Annotated in this window: 17 protein-coding genes; 5 read left to right on the top strand and 12 right to left on the bottom strand. The window is 54.4% G+C overall.

The window, feature by feature from the left end; genetic code table 11:
- Window positions 1-211 precede the first annotated feature (211 nt).
- A complete protein-coding gene (locus ACZ5EH_RS10725) occupies window positions 212-598 on the top strand; it encodes a response regulator transcription factor (RefSeq protein ID WP_464278121.1) in 387 nt (128 codons plus the stop codon).
- Between the two features lie 131 nt (window positions 599-729).
- Complete coding sequence (locus ACZ5EH_RS10720; protein WP_464278120.1) at window positions 730-2,571, top strand: HD domain-containing phosphohydrolase; 1,842 nt, start codon at window positions 730-732, stop codon at window positions 2,569-2,571.
- 129 nt (window positions 2,572-2,700) lie between these two features.
- Here the strand turns inward: ACZ5EH_RS10720 and ACZ5EH_RS10715 are convergent, their stop codons facing one another.
- Window positions 2,701-3,918 carry an NADP-dependent isocitrate dehydrogenase gene (locus ACZ5EH_RS10715; protein ID WP_464278119.1) on the bottom strand — a complete coding sequence of 406 codons (1,218 nt, stop codon included), beginning with the start codon at window positions 3,916-3,918 and terminating at the stop codon, window positions 2,701-2,703.
- 510 nt (window positions 3,919-4,428) lie between these two features.
- Between ACZ5EH_RS10715 and ACZ5EH_RS10710 the strand changes: the two genes are divergently transcribed.
- A complete protein-coding gene (locus ACZ5EH_RS10710) occupies window positions 4,429-5,859 on the top strand; it encodes a B12-binding domain-containing radical SAM protein (protein WP_464278118.1) in 1,431 nt (476 codons plus the stop codon).
- A gap of 28 nt (window positions 5,860-5,887) precedes the next feature.
- Here the strand turns inward: ACZ5EH_RS10710 and ACZ5EH_RS10705 are convergent, their stop codons facing one another.
- Both ACZ5EH_RS10705 and ACZ5EH_RS10700 read right to left on the bottom strand, forming a co-directional pair.
- Window positions 5,888-6,481 carry an LOG family protein gene (locus ACZ5EH_RS10705; protein WP_464278117.1) on the bottom strand — a complete coding sequence of 198 codons (594 nt, stop codon included), beginning with the start codon at window positions 6,479-6,481 and terminating at the stop codon, window positions 5,888-5,890.
- A gap of 55 nt (window positions 6,482-6,536) precedes the next feature.
- On the bottom strand, window positions 6,537-8,252 hold the full coding sequence (locus tag ACZ5EH_RS10700; protein ID WP_464278116.1) for a SulP family inorganic anion transporter: 1,716 nt from the start codon (window positions 8,250-8,252) through the stop codon (window positions 6,537-6,539).
- A gap of 347 nt (window positions 8,253-8,599) precedes the next feature.
- Here ACZ5EH_RS10700 and ACZ5EH_RS10695 point away from each other — a divergent pair, with 347 nt between their 5' ends.
- Complete coding sequence (locus ACZ5EH_RS10695) at window positions 8,600-9,541, top strand: MerR family transcriptional regulator (RefSeq protein WP_464278115.1); 942 nt, start codon at window positions 8,600-8,602, stop codon at window positions 9,539-9,541.
- 81 nt (window positions 9,542-9,622) lie between these two features.
- Here ACZ5EH_RS10695 and ACZ5EH_RS10690 read toward each other — a convergent pair whose 3' ends face one another.
- A complete protein-coding gene (locus ACZ5EH_RS10690) occupies window positions 9,623-10,696 on the bottom strand; it encodes an FmdE family protein (protein ID WP_464278114.1) in 1,074 nt (357 codons plus the stop codon).
- Window positions 10,697-11,286: 590 nt separating this feature from the next.
- Here ACZ5EH_RS10690 and ACZ5EH_RS10685 point away from each other — a divergent pair.
- Window positions 11,287-11,709, top strand: coding sequence for a hypothetical protein (locus ACZ5EH_RS10685; RefSeq protein WP_464278113.1), 423 nt, complete (start codon window positions 11,287-11,289; stop codon window positions 11,707-11,709).
- 95 nt (window positions 11,710-11,804) lie between these two features.
- Here ACZ5EH_RS10685 and ACZ5EH_RS10680 read toward each other — a convergent pair whose 3' ends face one another.
- The 8 genes from ACZ5EH_RS10680 to ACZ5EH_RS10645 all read right to left on the bottom strand — a co-directional run bounded on the left by ACZ5EH_RS10680 (window position 11,805) and on the right by ACZ5EH_RS10645 (window position 21,005).
- A complete protein-coding gene (locus ACZ5EH_RS10680; RefSeq protein WP_464278112.1) occupies window positions 11,805-13,370 on the bottom strand; it encodes a glycerol-3-phosphate dehydrogenase/oxidase in 1,566 nt (521 codons plus the stop codon).
- A 201-nt stretch (window positions 13,371-13,571) separates the two neighbouring features.
- Window positions 13,572-14,690, bottom strand: coding sequence for a CobD/CbiB family cobalamin biosynthesis protein (locus tag ACZ5EH_RS10675; RefSeq protein WP_464278111.1), 1,119 nt, complete (start codon window positions 14,688-14,690; stop codon window positions 13,572-13,574).
- Between the two features lie 177 nt (window positions 14,691-14,867).
- Window positions 14,868-15,350, bottom strand: coding sequence for a tRNA (cytidine(34)-2'-O)-methyltransferase (locus tag ACZ5EH_RS10670; RefSeq protein WP_464278110.1), 483 nt, complete (start codon window positions 15,348-15,350; stop codon window positions 14,868-14,870).
- 34 nt (window positions 15,351-15,384) lie between these two features.
- The gene (locus tag ACZ5EH_RS10665) at window positions 15,385-16,140 is read right to left on the bottom strand and encodes a hypothetical protein (protein ID WP_464278109.1); all 756 of its coding nucleotides are present in this window, start codon (window positions 16,138-16,140) and stop codon (window positions 15,385-15,387) included.
- Between the two features lie 207 nt (window positions 16,141-16,347).
- Window positions 16,348-16,752, bottom strand: a complete 405-nt coding sequence (locus ACZ5EH_RS10660) for an OsmC family protein (RefSeq protein WP_464278108.1) — start codon at window positions 16,750-16,752, stop codon at window positions 16,348-16,350.
- A gap of 36 nt (window positions 16,753-16,788) precedes the next feature.
- A complete protein-coding gene (locus ACZ5EH_RS10655; RefSeq protein WP_464278107.1) occupies window positions 16,789-17,136 on the bottom strand; it encodes a rhodanese-like domain-containing protein in 348 nt (115 codons plus the stop codon).
- A 717-nt stretch (window positions 17,137-17,853) separates the two neighbouring features.
- On the bottom strand, window positions 17,854-19,221 hold the full coding sequence (locus tag ACZ5EH_RS10650) for a sigma-54-dependent transcriptional regulator (RefSeq protein WP_464278106.1): 1,368 nt from the start codon (window positions 19,219-19,221) through the stop codon (window positions 17,854-17,856).
- A 368-nt stretch (window positions 19,222-19,589) separates the two neighbouring features.
- Complete coding sequence (locus ACZ5EH_RS10645) at window positions 19,590-21,005, bottom strand: NAD(P)/FAD-dependent oxidoreductase (protein WP_464278291.1); 1,416 nt, start codon at window positions 21,003-21,005, stop codon at window positions 19,590-19,592.
- Window positions 21,006-21,028: the final 23 nt, after the last annotated feature.

Below are 21,028 nucleotides of genomic sequence, written 5' to 3'. Positions count from 1 at the left end.
CTTGCAACGTCTGGCGTACACTGCTATTCCCTTTTTTGTGTTCAAGAGCCGGGGGGAGATTGCCAGGCCGCCATCCATTGGAACTGAGAATTCCGGGGGCCTGAGCTCTTCGCAACACCGGTCCTTGCAATAATACCCGATTTTTTCCTGCCCTATGCAGGAGACACCACTTAGCTGCCATATATTTCGGGACTGCAGGAGACAAGAATCCATGGGCAAAAAGCTGCTTATCGTAGAAGATGAACTCCACATCAGGACGCTGCTGGAACAGGCTCTCGAAGATCTCGAGGACGAATTCGACGTCGAAATCCTCACTGCTGCTGACGGGGAGGAGGGCCTGAACATGATCCGGACAGAACGCCCCCAAGCCGTATTCCTGGACATCATGATGCCCAAGAAGAACGGCTACGAGGTCTGCCGGGCTGTAAAGGAAGACCCTGAACTCAAGGATATCATCATAGTTCTGTTGACTGCCAAAGGGCAGGAAGCAGACCGGCGCAAAGGGCTTGAAATAGGTGCATATGATTATATGACCAAACCCTTTGATCCCGACGAAGTCGTGGAACTGGCAAAAGAATTGTTGCAAATAGTGGATTAACCGACACCTTTCGGGGGCGCTTTCCTGGCCTTTTTTGAGATTACCTTTGGCGGGTGCGCCTTTTTTTCATTTTTGCGCAATTTTTCGTTCCACGTATACGTTATCATTTCCAAGGAGCAGCCTCCCGAGACATGCCTTCCTTTGCCAAGATATTTAAAGCCAGGCGCTTGCAGACCTTTTTAGCCGATGGTCTCGCCTTGCTGCAAGGAATCGGCGTCAGTCAGGGAGACAACGCCCCGAATTCTGCCCGCGGGTCTGGAGTTCCGGCCTTCCTCGCTGTTACATGGCAGGAAGTGGACGGCCTGTACCATACCGTAACAATTGGTGATTTTCCAGATACCGATGCGGCTGACAATGATCCTTGCGGATCAGCTGCCTGCAGCATTCCCTCCACGGCTCCCCGCATCAGCATGAAACTTCCTGGGGCCTTATCTTCCACGTTATGGGCGGGAGCACTGCCCCCCTTTCCCCAGGGAGATGACGACATGAACCGGCTGCAACTCGCCATGGATTTCCTTGGCCGTTGCCTAGAGGAACTGGCTTTTGCCGAACACACCCGGCGCAGCGTGGGCAAGGAAGCCTTGGAGCAATATCGCGAGAGTTCGGTACTCCAACGCGCAGTGGTCAATCTCAACGCCTCCATGAAGTTCGGTGACGCGGCCCAGGCTCTGGCGGAAGAATGCAAGGCAGCCGGCCTGCCCGCCGATTATTGCCTGGTTTTCGGCCAGGAAGATCGCCTCGAACTCATTGAAAAAATGTATCCTGACGCACCTCCCGTCCCTGCACATTTCTTTTCCTCTCTGCCCAAGAGCGACCTGTTCGCCCAGGTGAAGCGAACCAAGAAATCGGAACTTATCAACGAACTGTGCAACGACCCACGCTGGAAGAACGAATGCCCCCAGCTATGCGGGCTGTTGCTGTCACCGCTTACCAGTTCCCAATTTGAGCTGGGGGTCCTTGCCCTTGTCATTGCCTCCCCCGATCGCACTTTCAGCTCTGCCCACTTGAAAAAGACCACGACGTTGACAAGCGTTGCCGGCATCTGCCTGGCGAACGCCTACCACTTCGAGCAGGTGCAATACATCCTTCTTGCGCTGGTCAAAGCCATGGCCACGGCCATTGACGCCAGGGACAGACTCACGGCAGGGCATTCGCATCGGGTTGCCCAGTATGCTCTGGGCCTGGCGGTGGCGGTGGACAAGGATGAAGATGTTTGCGCAGACCTGGAGTTTAGCGACGAGAATTTTCAGGAAATTTTCTACGCCGGCCTGCTGCACGATGTGGGCAAAATCGGAGTGCGGGAAGAAGTACTGACCAAAGAGACACGACTGCCTCGCCCCCATCTGGAACTCATTGGCCTGCGTCTGGCATTATGGGGCGAGATGAACCAGACCCCGTGGAAAGAGCTGTACGCCCGGCTGGAAATTGTGAACAAGGCGTACGACCTGACCGACGAAGACAACGACCTGGTACGGCAACTCTGCAACGAAAGTCTTGAAGTTGGGGGCAAAACCATCACCATCCTGACAGAAGAGGAGGGGCAGAGGTTGCTGACGCCGCGCGGCAATCTCACACCTTCGGAATGGGAAGAAATCAAACGCCACCCTCAGGAAAGCCACCGAATCCTGCAGAACATCCCCTTCACTATGCACTTTCCCAATATCCTCACCATGGTGCTGCAACACCACGAGCGGCTCGACGGTTCAGGCTACCCCGAAGGGCTCAAGGCTGCGGAAATTGGAGTGCAAAGCAGGATCATGGCCATTGTCGATGTATACGACGCACTCCGCCAGGACCGCCATTATAAAAAAGGACTTTCTCAAGAAATGGCGCTGACCATTCTGCGTCAGGAAGCAAAACGCAAGAAGCTCGATTCCCGGCTTGTTGAAATTTTCTGCCGCGATATCGAAGAGATCGAAAACACCCTTGTGATGAGCCTGGATATCATGCCTGGTCGCGAATTTATTCAGTAGTAAACGTTTTCAATAGCATACCAAGCCTTTCTGCATTTCTATCGCGTGGTGACATTTACAGAATATACATGAAAAACCCCCCTGCCGTCTTTGACGGCAGGGGGGTTAGTATTTCATGTAAACAGCAGACTAGCTGGTCAGCTTGCTTTCCAGGGTAGCGGCCACAGCGTCCAGAAAGCCTTCGGTATCCAGGAAGCTGTCAGGGCGTGGATTGGCGATACGGGCCATGTCTCCAGTCATTTTGCCGTTTTCGATGGTCTCGCAGGAAGCTTCTTCCAACGCATCTGCAAAAGCAACCACGTCTGGCGTACCGTCCAGTTCCCCACGCTTGCGCAGCGCGCCGCTCCAGGCAAAAATAAGCGCCATGGAGTTGGTGGAGGTGCTCTCCCCTTTCAGGTGGCGGTAATAGTGGCGCTGCACCGTACCGTGAGCAGCCTCGTACTCGAAACAGCCGTCCGGAGATACCAGCACGGAAGTCATCAGCGCCAGGCTGCCGTAGGCGGAAGCCAGCATGTCACTCATGACGTCGCCATCATAGTTCTTGCAAGCCCAGAGGAAACCACCCTCGCTCTTCATCACCCGCGCCACAGCGTCATCAATGAGGGTGTAGAAATATTCAATGCCGGCAGCCTTGAACTTGTCCGCAAACTCTGCATCGTACACGCGCTGAAAAACCTCGCGAAAACGGGCGTCATAGATCTTGGAAATCGTATCTTTGGTGGCGAACCAAAGGTCTATCTTCTGGTCGAGGGCAAAGGTGCAGCAGGCGCGTGCAAAGCTTTCAATGGAGGCGTCCGTGTTGTGCATGCCCTGCAAGACGCCGGCACCACTGAATTCATGGACCGTTATGCGCTGCGGCTCACCACCATCCTTGGGCGTAAAAACCAATTCGGCCGTGCCCGGACCGTCCACGGAAAGTTCTGCATTCTTGTAGACATCACCGTACGCATGGCGGCCGATGACTATGGGCTTTTCCCAGGAAGGAACCGCGGCCGTAAGGTTTTTCAGCAGAATGGGCGCACGGAACACAGTGCCATCCAAAAGGGCACGGATGGTGCCATTGGGGCTCTTCCACTGTTTCTTCAGGTCATATTCGCCAACCCTGCCCGCATCCGGGGTGATGGTTGCGCATTTCACGCCCACGCCGTGGCGCTTGATGGCTGCAGCAGCGTCAACGGTTACCTGGTCGTCTGTGTCATCACGATGTTTCACATGCAGGTCGTAATACTCGAGCTGCACATCCAGATAGGGGTGGATGAGTTTATCTTTGAGCATGGCCCACATGACGCGGGTCATCTCGTCGCCGTCAATCTCCACGAGAGGTGTTTTTACCTGAATCTTCGACATGAGCTTTCTCCCAAAGGCAGATATGTGGAATTGCAGCGCCCTGTGTGGACACTGCCGGAACAGGCGTTATTTCCTACAAAATTGGCAAAGTCAAGGCCGGCAGTCTTTGAATGCCATTTGGCAGAAACAAGAAGCGCAACGATTGTTGCATTTACAACAAACGCCCACTCCAGTCCTTTTCCATTCTGTACATCCAACTAAACAAAAGCAGCTTCATCATATTGTCACATTCAGAATTCATACGTTTTATCCAAAAACTCCATCTAATCATACAAATTCATTATTGTTTGGTATCCTCTTATATCTGCAGAAACTCATGGACTTTAATCAATTTATCGGTTTATATAAATTTATCCACTACATCTAATTCTGACGGCAGCGTTTTCGCAGTTATGCGCTATTTTTCGAGGGGGCGCGCATACATACACCTGATGTTTACGCAATTGTCAGTTGGACAAGGCAATCCTGCCTGCCCCTCTTATGCTTCAACTTTTGAACATGGAGGAAGAGATGCGCATCCTTCTCGCAAGTATGCCTAATTCCGTCGATTTTATCGATGCACATACTAAATTGCCGAATCTTGCAATTGCGTCTCTGGCAGGCAGTCTTCCTGATCATGACGTCCGCTTGATGGACCTTGTAACCCTTACACCTTCCGTAAAAAAACCTTTTCTCGATGCACTGAATATATTTCGCCCTCAAATACTAGGCCTTTCTGCAATGACGTTCCAATTTTCCACGTTACTCAGAATTGCGAAACTGGCCAAAGAATATGACCCATCCATAAAAATCATAGCTGGTGGCTACCACACCACCCTGATGCATAACGACATTGCTGCTGGAGATGATGCCGCGCTGCTGGATTTCATGATCCGTGGCGAAGGAGAAAAAACCATTGCAGAGCTTGTTGCCGCTATGGAGCGGGGCGATAAGGAATTTAACGACATTCTGGGGCTTTCCTGGAAGCAAGGGGAACAGTGGACACACAACGAACCGCGCCCTCTCCAGGATATCGAAACGCTGCCGCTCCCCCGCAGGGACCTGCGCATCACCAAGGGATACCATTTCATGGGCATGCCCATGGATGTGGTTGAGACATCACGCGGCTGTCCCTTCAACTGCAAGTTCTGCAGCATCACTCACATGTACGGGCACACATTCCGCCCCTTCCCCATGGCGCGGATAGTAGAGGATCTGAAAGCTGCACGAAGCCAGGGCGCCAAAGCCATATTCTTTTCCGACGATAACCTCACCTATGATGTCGACCACTTCAAGGCGCTGTGCCAAAGCATTGTTGAAAACGACCTCACCGACATGTGCTTTATGACGCAGGTCAGCGCCGTGGGCATTGCGCGCAACCCCGAACTGGTGGACGCCATGGACAAGGCGAATTTCCGCATCGTTTTCGTCGGCTTCGAGTCCATGGACCCGGAAGCCTTGAAAAGGATGAACAAGCCCACGAGTCCAGAAATCAATATCACTGCGGCGCGGTTGCTCACGGAGCACAACATGGGCGTCATTGCCGGCACAATCGTTGGCTACCCGGATGACGACAAGCAGTCAGTGACCCGCCAGATCAAACTGACCCGCGAAATCCGAAGCGACGGACTCTACCTGCAGTACCTGACCCCGTACCCCAAGACGCGCATCCGACAGGAAATGTTGGAGGGGGGGTTCGTGGTCAACAAGGATAACTTTGACGACTATACCGGCCTCAACTGCAACATCAGAACGAAGCACCTCAGCCAAAAGGAACTGCAACGCTGCAAACGGCTGGCCACACTCAGCGTTGGTTGCGGCGTGTGGTCCAAAGGGCTGCACCGCAACTACTTCATTCGCAAGCATCCAGCCCACTGCGCCAAGGCCATCACCAAGAACCTGAGCAGAGACATCTTTTACCTGCTCTTCGACAAAAGGATATCCAAGGGGATTGACGTCTGAGTGCAATCGGCAAATGGAACGCGCGTGCTCACGTCTGGGGCATGGATTTGATCCACTTGGCCACAGTCGGCGGAATGTAGCGTTCCATGCGGTCCAGCAAGGCATCCGGCGTATCGGCCAGAAGCATGATGTCCCTGTGCTCCGGCTTCATGAACTGCTCGTCGCGTGCGTGGTCCAAAAACGCGTTGAGCAAACGGTAATAGCCTGCAATGTTGAGCAGACCGCATGGTTTGCCGTGCAGCCCCAACTGCCCCCAGGTGACCACCTCGAATATTTCCTCGAAGGTGCCCATTCCCCCGGGGAGGGCGATAAAGCCATCTGACAGGCTGGCCATCATGGCCTTGCGCTCGTGCATGGACTCCACCACATGCAACTCGGAGAGTCCCTTGTGGGCGATTTCCTTTTCCACAAGGTTTCTGGGCATGACGCCTATGACCTTGCCGCCAGCCTCCAATACGGCATCCGCCACGGCGCCCATGCAACCAATGGCAGCGCCGCCATAGACAAGGCCGGCCCCTCTGTTGACAAGCTCCCGTCCCAAAGATCGAGCGCTTTCACAATATTCGGGGCGCACGCCCTCGTTGGATCCGCAAAAAACACACACATTGTTCAAAACCGGCATAGCTTTCTCCTGAAATAGCCCTGATATAGCCCTGAAATAGCGATGAAGTGTTCTGCTATATCAGACTCACTCCGCTTTCAAGTGACGGCTCCGTGACTGCTGCTGTTTCCACGCGCGCCCTTGCAATGGCAAGGTCCAGGGAATCGTAAATATTGCCCTTGCCCACTTTTTCTTCCATTTGCATGCGCTCCAGCACCTTTTGCACCTGTGGCGAGACTTCAGCCAACAGCACGAGGCAATCCTTTTTCCTGCACGCCTGCACAAAGGCTTCCAAGGCATTGAGCCCGGTTGCGTCTATGCTGCCTACCCGCTTCATACGCAAAATAAAGACCTTGGGCATATGTCGCATCACGCCAAGCACATCGTGCAGCCTGTCCGCCACGCCAAAGAAAAACGGCCCGTTGATCTGATAGACATCAACCCCAGCCGGTATGGCGGGGCCTGCCACCACTCCATTTTCTTTTTCATCATCCCCGACCAACCACTGCGGGCGTGAAACATCCGTAATCTCGCTCATGCGCTTCATGAACAGAAGAGCGGCCAACACCACACCCACCTCCACAGCGACCACAAGATCCACGGCAACAGTCAGGGCGAAGGTCAGCAGCATGACCAGCACATCCGAGCGGGGGGCCCGCAGCAATCGCTTGAATTTACGCACCTCGCTCATATCCCAGGCAACAAGGCTCAGCACTGCGGCAAGGCTGCACAAAGGGATGCCATCGGCCAAAGGTGCAAGCAGCAGCAGGAACGCTAGCAGCACCAGGGCATGCACCAGCCCTGAAACAGGGGAATAGGCGCCGCTTTTGATGTTTGTGGCTGTACGCGCAATGGCGCCCGTGGCGGGAATGCCGCCAAAACAGACAGACAGAACATTGGCCACGCCCTGTCCTACGAGCTCCGTATTCGCGTTGTGGCGCTCACCGGTCATGCCATCCGCCACAACGGCGGAGAGCAAGGATTCGATGCCTGCAAGCAGCGCTATGGTCAGAGCCTCCGGAAAAACAGCGCGTACCACATCCATACTCGGCAAAGGGAAACCGAACGCCGGCAGCGTGGCGGGGACGCCCCCGAAACGTGAACCAATGGTCTCCACATGGAGCCCGAAAATGCCCGCAACCAGTGCGCCCAACGCAACCCCCGCCAATGGCGCGGGAATTTTGGGAATAAATCGCCGCACCAGAACCATGACAACGAGCACGGACAAGCCAAGAAGCAACGTTGTCATGTCCACGCCACTGGCATGCAAGTATGCATTCCACTTTGCAAAAAACGTAGCCGGCACATCTCCGACCTGAAGCCCCAGCAAATCCTTTACCTGTGTGGAAAAGATCAGCAGACCGATGCCCGCGGTAAAACCCGTTGTCACGGGGTACGGGATGAATTTTATATAACGCCCCAGCTTGGCGAAGCCCATTATCAGGAGAAGCACCCCAGCTATGCATGTGGCGGCAACCAACCCTTCATACCCGTGCCGCGCCACCACCCCGGCGATGATGACGACAAAGGCGCCTGTGGGGCCCCCAATCTGAAACCTACTGCCACTCAGTGCCGAGATGACGAATCCGGCGACAATGGCTGTGAAGAGTCCGCGTTCCGGGGGCACCCCCGATGCAATGGCGAATGCCATGGCAAGGGGCAGCGCCACCATGCCGACTGTGGCGCCTGCGCCAAGGTCCTGCACAAATTGCGCGGGCCCATATCCCTGCCGCAGTACTGAAAATATTTTTGGTATGAAATCATCATGTTTGATGGATGAACGAAAACGCATGGCGCGCATGCCCCTTTACCGCGCTAACGGCCCTGTTTGCCCCTGCCAATATGGCGTTGGGAAAGACAGAGCGGTTATACCCTTGCTTTTGTGGAGGCAAGGAAAATTTGCGTACTTTTTGTAGGACTTTTTCCGTTGCGCGCTGCCTGCATGCAAAACCTGCGATATACAGTGAATTAAACAACAAATGAACAACGTATGATCAATACGAATCTGCGGTTTAGATTGCCCTCCCCTCCACACTGACAAACCATGATCTACTGATGTCAACATTTTCTCTAGATTTTATCTAAAATCCATGGACAGGTATAAAATTTTGAACTAAGCTGCCCAACCAGGTAACAATCATGAGCAATATAGAAGTTACTGCGCCCCCTGTGCCCTTTCTCAGTTTGCGGGAGATCGGCAGGCGATTGAACATACCGCCATCCAGTGTCGTATATTACAAAGACCGTTTTTCCCCGTTTATTCCAGCGTATCAGGCAAAAGGGCGGCGCCCCAAATATCCTGCTGAAGCAATAACTGTATTCAAGGAGATCCGCGCCATGTTCGAAAACAACTGGTCTGCAGAGGAAATCGAGCAGGTTCTGGCAGAAAAGCTAGGATCATGCGGGCATGGCGACATTCTGGGGCGCAGCCGTAGTGATGCGCCTGCAGGTGCTTCCCGACTCGGCGAACTTGCCGGCGTCATAGAGAAAATGTCTGGCCTGCTCGAGAACCAAAGCTTGTTCAGAGCCGAAATAGACAGCCTGCGCAAAGAGCTGCAGCAAAGTCATACCGAGCGCGTACACCTGGAGAAGCGCCATCAGGATCGTATCTGCCTCCTTGAAAAAGAAATCGAGGAATTGCGACACGAACGCGCCCAGATGCTTCACGAGATGCTCGAACATTTGAACAAGAGTTCGGGGCCGCAGACCGCCCCCCCGGATGCATTCCTGCGGTTGCCCCTGGTGGTGCGCAAGGGTGACGACGAGTATTTGGGGGTTGCCGGTAGAACCCGCCATTTCAGCCTGCAAGAATTTTTGCGCATCATTCAACGCAATGGTTTTGGACGCAAACGTGTTGCCCTGGCGTGGCGCCGCGAACCTGGCGAGTGGGTGCTGACAATTAACACATGCAATCTGGAAAGCGCCGACAAGCACGAGCATGTGCTGCATGTGCGCCAGACTATGACGCCGAACCACAACAACGTCGTGGAGTTGACGAGCTTGTGCATTGACGGCAACCATGTGCCTGAACCATTTTTGTTGGTACTGCTGCGCAAAATCAAAGACGGTTTTGACGAGTAGCTGTACTCCCCAAATCAGGATAAAGCCGCCCGACACATACCTGCCGGGCGGCTTTTTTTTGGGACAATTCTGTTGGGTAAACTATTGGGGGATGGCTGCGTATGGATCGGCGCCTGCCCCTTCCACTTTCTTTTCAAGTGAAGCCTTGCCACTGAAGCGCCCCATGTCTTTGATGCACGCCAACTTCTCTTCCATGCTCATCTGGGCCAGTTTCCAGGACATCTTGACCCGCGAGATATAAAAGAGCGGGTTGGCGTGTCCGCCTTTGGGATTCCTGTCAGCTTCGCTTACCCCGGTGGCCTGTTCCGATTTACTCCAGTCAAACCCGATGACCACGCCATCGCATACATCCTTCTTATTGTTGACGCGCATGGCGATGATGGTTGGCGTCACACCGTCAGTGGTAAGTTTCGCCGCCGCCTCTGGCACCAGCATGCTAAAGGCGCCCTTTTTCCCCATGGTGCGCCCGTACGCAGATTGCAGTGCATCCATTGCGCAAATCGGGGGCGCCCCCACAAAGACATAAGAGTCTCCAGGGCCAAGGGGGAGATTTTTATCCAGATAAGCTTTGGCAATGAACCCTGCATTCAGCCCAGGGCAAAAATGGTCGTGGAGTTCGGCCCCTTTGAGCATGGTCCAGCTCGCCCCTTCCTGCCAGGACAAGATGATGGAAACGACTGAGAACGTGCGTTTGCCAAGCAGCCCCTTTGCAGCCTCGCTCCATATTGCGGGAGTAAGAATCTGTTCCGGCGCAATGTTCAACGTTTGCACGGCAAACCCGTCTTCCTTCCACTTGATGAACACCAGATCATGCGACGCTGCGTTGTACAAAGAAAACCACAACGGTTCAGAGCAGGGCGTGTTTACGGCCAGAAGCGTTCTGGTGCCGGGGGTACGCCCTGTTTTCTGCATGATAACATCAAGATAGCGCTCAGTGCTTGCACCATGAACCTGACCATACCCAGCATTGGTCAGGATCATAAAATCAGAACTTGCGGCAGAGACGCCCAGAGTGTTCATACCAGCGTCCAAAGCCTGGGACGCCTGCTCGCTGACATCGATTGCTGCGTTGGATTTTTCCGCTGCGCAGGCCATGGTAATCGTAACCAAAACCATGACACAGGTCACAACAGTTTGCCTGAAAAGAAATTTCATACCCGGCACCTCCATATTTATTTAATTTTCATGTGCTTTTTCGTATACGAAATATAAAATAGTAGCAATACTATATGAATTGTAGACAATTTCCCAGTATAGACGGGAGAATTCTCACGGTCTGACGATACGCAGAAACAAAATAAAAACTGTGGAATACGCAGGATTGAACTGTGGATAAAATGGGGAGTCGGATACTACCTGGAAAGGTGCAGCCCTGGATGGGTAAAAGAGGCAGTGGTTTGCGCCATGAGTGATGAAAAACCAACCATATAAAATAACTTATCTTATCACTGAAGAGGATGCGGCGGACAGTATCACTTTTTCCATGGGGGCATGGTCCCCCACAACTTTAACTTTCTCGTGACGGCGTCTAGAAAGCGTGTGCCGGGGTATGTCTCTTTTTTCCACAGTTTGTTCCGCAAACAGCAGATATGTCGGGGCAAAAAAGTCAAGCCTATATCTATAAATATTCTTGATCTGTTCGTACCTTTCGGGTATAGCCGACTAGAAAAAAGCATGATGCTGCTTTGTATCCATTCCTCTCCACATCAAGGTAGCGCAACACGTCTCCGCGCAAGGGGGAGTTCATGCCGCAGGTCGCCGCCAGGATTACGACAAATCACGAGCAGTGGCTGAAAGAATACTTCAAGACCAAGAGCGCAGGCGCAGAGTTTATTCTGCCCTGGGCTGTTGATACCTTCTTTCGCTCTCTCAATGCCATCAAGAGTCAGTTTTCCACCGCAGAACTGGTCACCATTGTAGAAGCGCACCGTGACGTGAAGCTTTTGCCCGACCAGTCCCGTCTTGCCTATTTGCAGTTGCGCGTACAGGATGCCTGTGACCTGGACCTGCTGCATACCAAGCACGGCGCCAGCAAAGCCAGCCTGGAAACAAAACTTAAGCGGCTGGACGACACCCAGGCCACGGCGCTTATGATCTGGGCAACGGCCTACTGGGTCAGCAAGGAAAACCAGCACACCAGTATTGAAGACTACGTCCTCAGCCGTTAGACAACAGCAAGACGACACTTCTACTGCCGTTCAATAAAAAAAGGCGGAAGCCTTTTCGGCCCCCGCCTCCCGCATACGCGTTTTGCATCCGCCCTTTATATGTCCACCAAGAGGTACTCTTGGGCAAGGGCGCGGTATTCCTTGACCTGCTTTTCCTGCCAGGCTGCATCGTATTCCAGTTCCTCTGCCATCAGGCGGGCGACTTCCGGCGCCATTTCCGAACTTGCCCTGGCATCCAGCAGCAAGGCGCGGGTTCTGCGGGCCAAAACATCTTCCACGGTTCTGGCCATTTCCTCGCGGCAAGCCCAGACGACCTCTGCTTTCACATAAGGCAGCGCCGGGTGCAGCCGCTCCCCAAGTGTGGGGTCCATCTTCACCAGCTTTTTGATGTACACCGCATCCGATCCGTACACATGAAGCGGGTCATTCTTGTCATAATTTTTCAGCCAGCCATGCACGCGCATTTTAGAGGTGACGCAATCGCGCACATCCAGCCCAGCCACCTGGGCGGCCTGGTTCACGGTGTCCTCGGCCATCTTGCGGTAGGTGGTCCACTTGCCCCCGGTGATAGTTACCAGGCCGGATTCGGAAACCACCAGAAAGTGGTCGCGGGAAAGCGCAGCCGTATTGCCCGAATCCCCCGCCTTGACCAAGGGGCGCAGTCCGGCAAAAACACTTTTCACGTCTTCCCGGCTGGGGTCCTTGCTCATGTACTTGGCTGCGTGCTCAAGTATGAATTCCACTTCCTCTTCCAAGGCTCGCGGCTCTAGAGAGGGCGCATCCACAGGAGTATCCGTGGTGCCCACCACCACCTTGCCATGCCAGGGCACGGCAAACAGGACGCGGCCGTCAGATGTCTGGGGCACCATGATAGCGGAATCGCCAGGCAGAAATTCCTTATCCAGCACCACATGCACCCCCTGGCTCGGGGAAACGATATTGCATGCCTGGGGTTCGTCCATGTGGAGCAACTCATCCGTGAAAACTCCCGTGGCATTGATCACCACGCGGGCATGGATTTCAAACTCGGCCCCGCTCTCCATGTCCTTGGCAATGACGCCCTGCACCATGTCGCTGGACTTTATCAGCCCGATGACCTTGCAATAGTTCAGGGCCGTGCCCCCATGCTTCACCATGGTCTGGCTCAGGTTCACGGCAAGGCGCGAGTCGTCGAACTGCCCGTCGTAATAGACGACGCCGCCGCGCAGCCCCTTGGTTTCAATGGTGGGAATACGCTCTACAGTGTCATCAACGGAAAGCCATTTGGACGGGCCCAGGCCGAGTTTGCCGGCCATGAGGTCATAGACCTTCATGCCCACCCCGTAAAAAGGACCGTCCCACCATTCGTAGTTGGGCACCACGAACGCCTGGTTGCTCACCAGGTGCGGGGCGTTCTGGATTAACAGGCCGCGCTCGTGCAAGGCTTCCAGCACCAGGGTAATGTTTCCCTGTCGCAAGTAGCGTACGCCGCCATGCACAAGCTTGGTGCTGCGGCTGGACGTGGCCTTGGAAAAATCGTGTTGCTCCAGGAGCAACGTTTTATACCCCCGGGCGGAGGCGTCTACGCCAACACCCAGGCCGGTTGCGCCACCGCCGACTACCAAACAGTCCCAATAGCCACCAAAGCGCTCCACTTCTTTAATCATTTCATCACGGTTCATCTTGTTCCTCTGGCAATATTTCGGTTCATCTAAGCACGTTCAATATAAAACGGAGCATTTGCAGCGTGCAAATCTCACGACTACCATTATGTACTCTTGCAACATTTCCTTTGCATCATTTGAAAAGCCCTGCGTCAAGACGAATAATGGCAGCGTATCAGAAAAGTATGACAATGGCATGTGACGCGACGAAAGACGGAATCACCCAAGCAGCAAAAGAAGCACGGTGCCCAGTATGACGAGCAGAACGGCGCCCAGAACACAAGAAGAACGCACAAGCCGGTACAGGGTCAACATACGCTGTTCTGTCCACTCGTTCTGTTCCGGACCGAGCACAGGTTTTTCCACACGCTTGCCAAAGTAAACGGCCGGCCCCCCTACCCATGCGCAGGCAAGCCAGGCCGCCGCGCTCATGGGCCACCCGGCATTGGGGCTGGAAGTAAGGGCGGCGTCCTTGCTGATGCTGCGCCAGAGTGTAGGCGCATCGCGCAGGGAAGCGCGGTGTTCGATTATGGTGGTGAGCAGCATGCTCAAAGCGGTGAGCCGCGCTGGCAGCCAGGCCAGAATGTCGTCGGTCTTGGCTGCAGCCCATCCGAAATATCGCCACTTTTTGGTCTTGTACCCCCACATGGAGTCCAGGGTACTGACAGCCTTGTAGGCCCACAGAAATCCCACACCCATGGCAGGGCCGGAACCGCCCGTATCCCAGGCGCCGCCAAACGGTTTATCCGCGCCCATGCCGACAGGGATGCCCGCGCCATCCAGCACCCCGCCGACGACACAGCCCAACACCAAAAAAAAGCAGGGCGCCATGAACGCATCATTGGCGTTTTCACTGATGGTTTCAGCAAGCCCACGGCAAAGGCTTTGCTTGTCTAGATCCTTTGTCTCACGGCTTACAAGCATGGCCAGTGCAGGCCGCGCCGCTATGAGGTCCCTGCGCTCCCATAACTGGTAATGGACTTTGCGCCCTTCTTTGAGCAGCGAGCCCAGGGCCAAACCTGCATACGCCAGATACAGGGCCAGAAGCGGTCCAAAGGTGGGAATACTGGCCAGGGCCCAGGCGCCTGCACCGCCTAACATCGCGGTGAGCAGGACCCCGAACAAGCCTGCCACGCGCAAACGCTTTGCCTTGCCGTCCTTATCCTTGCCAGGCGCCCCCTGCTTGGCAACATCGCGCAGCAGCGGCTCCACGCCCTTGGCAAGATTGCCCAGTATACGCACAGGGTGCGGTAACAGGGCAGGATCGCCGCAATACACATCAAGAAGGACTGCAGCTCCAACCAGGACCGGCAGCCAGACAACTCCTGGATCAAACACTTGTTTCCATTCCTATTTATCACTCTTTCGCGTGGTGCGACCAGAAAGCTCTGGAATGGGCAGCCATCTTTCGGCCTGGTGCGTAAGGCTGCCTTCCGGACGATTTTCCAACACCTCCTACAGCCCTTCGCCATGATGGGCAACTCCCATCCTTGAAACGCCCCAGCAGCGCCCTAGCTACCCTTGCTGCCAGCCGTCCCTGTTGCGGTCCAGCGCGTTTGTTTGTCGCAACGCTTCATAAAGAAGTATTCCGGCGGCAGTGGAAAGGTTGAGACTGCGCACATGCCCCCAGATGGGTATGCGCACTAGATGGGATGTTTGCTCCAGCACCGCCGCAGGCAAGCCCCTGGTCTCCGGCCCCAGCACAATCGCATCGTTCTCTGCAAATGCGAATTCGTGATACGGCTTGCCTTTTCTGCTACTGGTGCAAACCAGGCGTGGTGTTTTGGAGCCAAAGGAGGCTAAAAACGCCTGCCAGTCCGACCAGACACTGACATCCACATGGGGCCAGTAATCCAGGCCGGCGCGCTTGAGGTGCTTGTCATCGATCGAAAATCCAAGCGGTTCGATGAGATCAAGCGACGTGCGCGTCGCCGCACACAGACGCGCAACATTCCCTGTGTTCGGAGGAATCTCCGGTTCAAAAAGAACGAGCCGCACGGTTATTCTTCACACCGCCACAAAAACATCCCGATCATTGTTGCGGCTGCTCCTCGGGTTGCTCCGGCTCTTGTTCGGGGCGCTGTTCCTGCTGCTCGCTCTCTCGCTTCGCAGCCTCACGCCTTTCAAGAAATTCCTGCCGCAACTGTTGCTTCTGCGCTTCATAGCTTCTGTCGAGCTGATCGCTGCGGCGTTGCAGATCACTGCGCACGGTCTGCCAAGTGTTCTGTTCTTCGGCAAGGGCCTGCTGCCTTGCCACCAGCCGCCTGTTCATCTGCTCAAACTCTTTTCCCTTCTGCGGCTGCCGGTTCAACTCGCGCAATGTCGCCTCAATGCCAAAAATTTCCTTACGCAGGCTCTCGATGCGGGCGCGGCTCTGTCGCAACAACTCGTCAGCCCGATTTTGCAATTGCCGCACCTGACTGTTGTAAGCGTCGGTGAGCTTGTTGAGTTCCTCAACATACGCAGGGTCATTTTCCAAGGGTACTTCGCCCTCTTCGGGCTCGCCCATATTTTTGTCCTTGTCAGGTGCAATCGCCTGCCCTTCCTGACGCGGCGTTTCTTCTTTCTGTTCAGAAGGCGGCGGCGCCGGGGCGGATTCTTCTTCCTGAACCGGAGCTTCTTCCGGCTTTTGCGCTGGTTCAGCCTTGAACTTGTTTTTTTGAATGATGCGAATCCCGTCGCCCTGTTTTTCTATCTCCAGATCTTCCTGGGCGATTGCGCTGCCAGCCAGAGACATCAAGAAGATGACCATAAAAAAGGTAATGCACTTTCGCATATCAGGAATCATGGGAAATCCTCCCTGGGGCTCGCGTTTACCACCCTGGCGCAAGGGCGTGGAAAATAACGGCACGCGCCGCGGTTACGCAGTCATACACGCCTGCAGCGTTCTAGACAACACGCCGCACGCCAATACCCTCTTAGCAATCTCAGACTGACTGCTGTACAGCGCTCCTCAATAAAGAGCCAAGTCCTATGCTGTGCAGGGCGCTGCCCCTCATTTACCTTGAATAACCTCGGTAACGAACTCGGGGGGTTCCAGAATGTGTTTTTTGACTGCGCACATGTTCATGCTGCGTACAATGGAGTCCCTGTACTTTTCAGGAAATTCAGGCGGCAGGGTCAATTCGAAAACAACCTTGGTCACTCGCTTGCCCTTTGCATCCTGCTCACAGCGCATCACCAGCCCCAGATTGTCGGTCGGTATGGAACGGGCAGCACAGAATTCCTGGGCAAAGACCCCGGAGCACGTGGCCAGGGACGCCCAAAACAACTCGAACGGCGTAGGAGCATTGCCAGCGCCCCCCTTGTCTTTGGGTTGCCCTGTCTCTATCTTCCAATCCCCAATCTGCGCATCCACTTTCTTCTCGCCAGGAAATGCGATCGTGATGTCCATACTCATGCAAGCTCCTTTGCACACTGCCTTTGGTTTACCGCGTCATTGCTCCTGTGGGTCCGACGGGGGCGAATCAGGCATGACAACAGGCAGTCCAGCTTCAGCCCAACCTCCTATGCCACCGCTCAGATTGAATATCTGATAATCCCCTCGCTTGTCCAAAACCTGCCCGGCCATGTAGCTGCGCGCGCCAGTAGCGCAAAAAACCAGCAACGGTCTGTCCTCGGGAACCCGGACGCGGTTGTACGCGATATCCCAGATGGAGACCAGCCGGGAACCTGCAATGGTGCCCTGTGCTCGCTCCTCCGGAGTGCGCACGTCCAGAATGAGAAGATCGTCTCCCCTGGATTTGATCAGCGTATTGGCTTCCTGGGGGGAAATGGTCTGCATCTCCGCCCCTGCTGCTGACGTCCACAACATGGTGAAGGGCACTACCAGAAACAAAAATACAACAAGGAACCTACAGCCGGGAACGTTGCAAAGATATTTGCAGGATTTTGGCATCCATTTCTCTCCTTTCGTGGGATACAATACCCACCCCCCCTATCCGACAGCCAGAATGAAGGCAAGGAACAATGCCATCAAGGTAGGGTGAAAAAGAAGAATTCAGGACTGCAGACCGGGCAGAATGCCCGCACGCAACGATTTTGGTTCATAAAAAGGAACGGCCCTTCCATATGTGAGGGGGAAGGGCCGTTCCGTGAGGGGGGTGTTGCAAAGGGAATGAAAACGCTACTCAATAAAACCCACAGCGTTTTTGCCTTGGTTCGCCTGTGCGAAGGTCATGGCAATGGTGTAGGTGTCGAGAAATTTCATCATCGTCTTGATGAGAGTGCGGTACATTGTGTGACTCCTTGCGCTCTTCTTGGCTTGGATTAGGGTTACTGCTTGCGTTTGCTCCCCTTTATCCAAGATGCGTGCCAGAATGAACACCAAACAAAAAAAACACAATATTCCAGAACCTTAGAAATAACCCCGACAAAAAAAGCTATGCTTGCCTGCTGTTTCAATCTGCAACAATAAAAAGGCGCAAGGCACTTAAGTGTTGCCTTGCGCCATTCACAGCGTTTTGTTGCAGATTGAAATAGTGTTACAAATTGTAACAGCTCAAGTTGCTTCCCCCATGCGCTTCAGCCGACGCCACAGGGAAACGCGGTCAATACCAAGAATTTCCGCCGCCTTGGTCTTGTTGCCCTGCACCTGTTCCAGCACGTGGCGGATATAGCGTTCTTCCATCTCCGCCATGGTTACAAGCTGTCCGTCCGGCACGCCATGGCAGGATGCGCTGTGGCTGCCGTGCAGCCGTCGCGGCAAGTGGCGCAGCTGGATATAGGGCTCGCCGCACAGGATGACGGCCCGCTCCATCATGTTTTTCAGCTCGCGTACATTGCCAGGAAAATCATAGTTCATGAGGGTTTCCATGGCCTCATCATCCAGGCCTTCCACATTCTTGTGGTAGTCCTCGGAAAACTTGTGCACGAAATGGTTGCAGAACAGGGGCACGTCATCGGCCCGCTCACGCAAAGGCGGCATGCGGATGGTGAAGACATTCAGACGGTAATACAGGTCCTGTCGGAAACTGCCCCCCGCCACTTCCTTGGTGAGTTCCCGGTTTGTGGCGGCAAGGACACGTACATCCACGGGGATTGTTTTGGTGCCGCCCACGCGGATGATGTTTTTTTCCTGGAGCACCCGCAAAAGCTGCACCTGGGTCGCCATGGGGGTTTCGCCTATTTCGTCCAGAAACAGCGTGCCCCCTTCCACAGCTTCGAACACGCCCTTTTTAAGGCCTTGCGCCCCTGTAAAGGCTTCCCGCTCGTGGCCAAAGAGTTCGTTGCGCAGCAGCTCCTCTTGAAAGGTGCCACAGTTGACGGCCAGATATTTCTGGTCAGCGCGGGGGCTTGTCAGGTGAATCAATTGCGCGACAAGCTCCTTTCCCGTGCCAGTTTCACCTTCCAGAAGCACGGTGCAATCCAGAGGCGCCACCACTTCAATGAGTTCCTTGACCTCTTGTATCTGTAAACTTTTGCCGATGAGGTTGGGCGCTCTTCTGCTGAACATGGACCGCAACTCGCGCAGTTCGAGCTGCATGAGTCGCTTGTCCTTGGCCTTGTTCAGAACAGAGCGCACGTCTTCCATTTTGTAGGGCTTTGCCAGGTAGTGGAAAGCCCCCTTCCTGACGGCCTCCACAGCGCGCTCGATGGACACCGAACCAGTGATGATGATGACTACAGTGGTGGGGTGGCGTTCTTTGACGGTTTTGAGCAGGTTGAGCTCACCCTTGCCTTCCGTGCGCAGGTCGCTCATGACAACATCGTATTCCCCTTCCTTCTCTATACTTTCGAAGGCCTCATGGGGGGTGCGTACAAATTTCGCCTCAAAACCCAATTCACCCAAAACGGGCTCCAACCGTCCCTGACCTTCAGGGTCATCCTCGACAACAAGGATGCGAAACACTTCATCAGACATCGTCATAATATATGTTCACCAAAAAAAATTGCTTATCGGGATATGGCGCTCGTGCCGTTCACGCTCCGGAAACAAAGCACCGGGTCGCCGTGTAAATTGTACGTTTTCAGCGCCTGTCGCACAAGGTGGGCAGTTTTAAACCGGGTACAAACAGGCGCACACCAGGGGAGAGTTGCAGCCCCATGACATGGAAAGGTAAGAGTCGCGGCAAGATTTGTCAGGCAAAGATTACAATTAGTTCATCTTTAAGCAAGAAATTGGCAAGGTTGTCTGTGCATAAGCATACTACCAGTCATTCTAATGCATCGCACAACACCCCACTCGAACAAGGCCCCCGTTTCCCCGGCGGGGGCCTTGTGCTTTTTATACAAACATCAGCCGGCCATGCGCGCAGCTATGGCCTTTGCCGGTATAAGTCCGGTTGCCGCTGCGCCAACAATATTGCCGGCAACACCTGGTCCATCGCCAGCCACATAAAGCCCGCCGATGGCGGTCTCGAGATCATTGTTCGTCGCCATCTGCATGGCGAAGAACTTGATTTCCGGCGCATAGAGCAGTGTTTCCTCATTGGCGACACCAGGCACAACAAGATTCAGTTTCTCCAGACCTTCCACCAGGTTGGTCACGATACGCTCCGGCAGGGCCATGGCAATATCACCACAGACCACTTCGGTGAGTGTCGGCTCGATGGAACTCTTTTTGATCCGGTTCCAGGTGGAGCGCCGCCCTCTTTTGAGGTCACCGTACCGTTGCAGCAAGGGCTTGCCGCCGCCTATCAGGGTGGCGAGCTTGCCTATGGCCTCGCCATACGCCTGATTGCTGGAAACCGGTTCGTTGAGCACGACTTTGGAAAGAAACGCGAAGTTGGAGTTTTCCGATTTCCTGTCTGCGTAGGCGTGGCCGTTTACGCACACGAAATTCTGGTAATTCTCCAGGGAGACGAATCCTTCCCTGTTCGTGCAGAAGGTGCGGGTCTCGTCATCGTATTTGGAGGTCTGTATAAAAAACGTGGGGTCATAAATCACATTGGTAAGGTCATGAAGAATATCCTTGTGGACCTCCACCCGAACGCCCACCTCGATGCCGCGCTGTTCCAGCGCTATTCCGTGCTTCTTCGCCAGATTGCTCACCCAGTCCGCACCCACGCGCCCAGGCGCGAGGATCACGTTCTTGCAGCGGTAATCCGCCTTGTTTGAATGCACGCCAATAACGCGCCCATCTTCTACAATGACGTCCTCAACTTCCTCGCGGGTATGCAGGGTAAGCCCTTTTGCAACGAGATCGTCCATCATCCGGCCTATGTGCTCGGGCAACCGGTCGCTGCCCAGGTGATTCTGCCTGATGAGCAGCAGGTGTATGCCGAACTTTTTCGCCTCGCGCCGGTAGGCCGCTGCAGAGTCCATATCCGTGGGGAAGACCATCCCGTCCATATTGTACTGATTGAAAATGTCCTCTGTCTCGCGGATGAGGGCTTCCGCCTCACTGCGGGGGAGGAACTGCGTCAAATCCGTTTTGCCAAGCTTATGGATGTAGTTGAGCTTTCCATCCGAAAACAACCCGGCGCCCCCAACTCCTGAGAGAATATTACAGGGGGTGCAATATTTGCACCCGGCCTTGGCGGAAATAGGGCAAGTTCTTTTCCTCGCGCCAAGGCCTTTTTCCAGCATAAGCACGTTGCAGTCGGTATTTTCAATAAGACTTTGGGCAGCAAAAAGCCCCGCAGGACCAGCGCCCACGATAATAACGTCGTATTCTTGCATATGTTGTTTATCCTTGTAACGTTCGGACATATCTACAGGGCAAGGCCGCCCCA

It is taken from the genome of Desulfovibrio biadhensis, assembly GCF_055388615.1.
The sequence above is the reverse complement of the archived record's forward strand: the minus strand, read 5'-3'. Positions and strand labels throughout refer to the sequence as shown.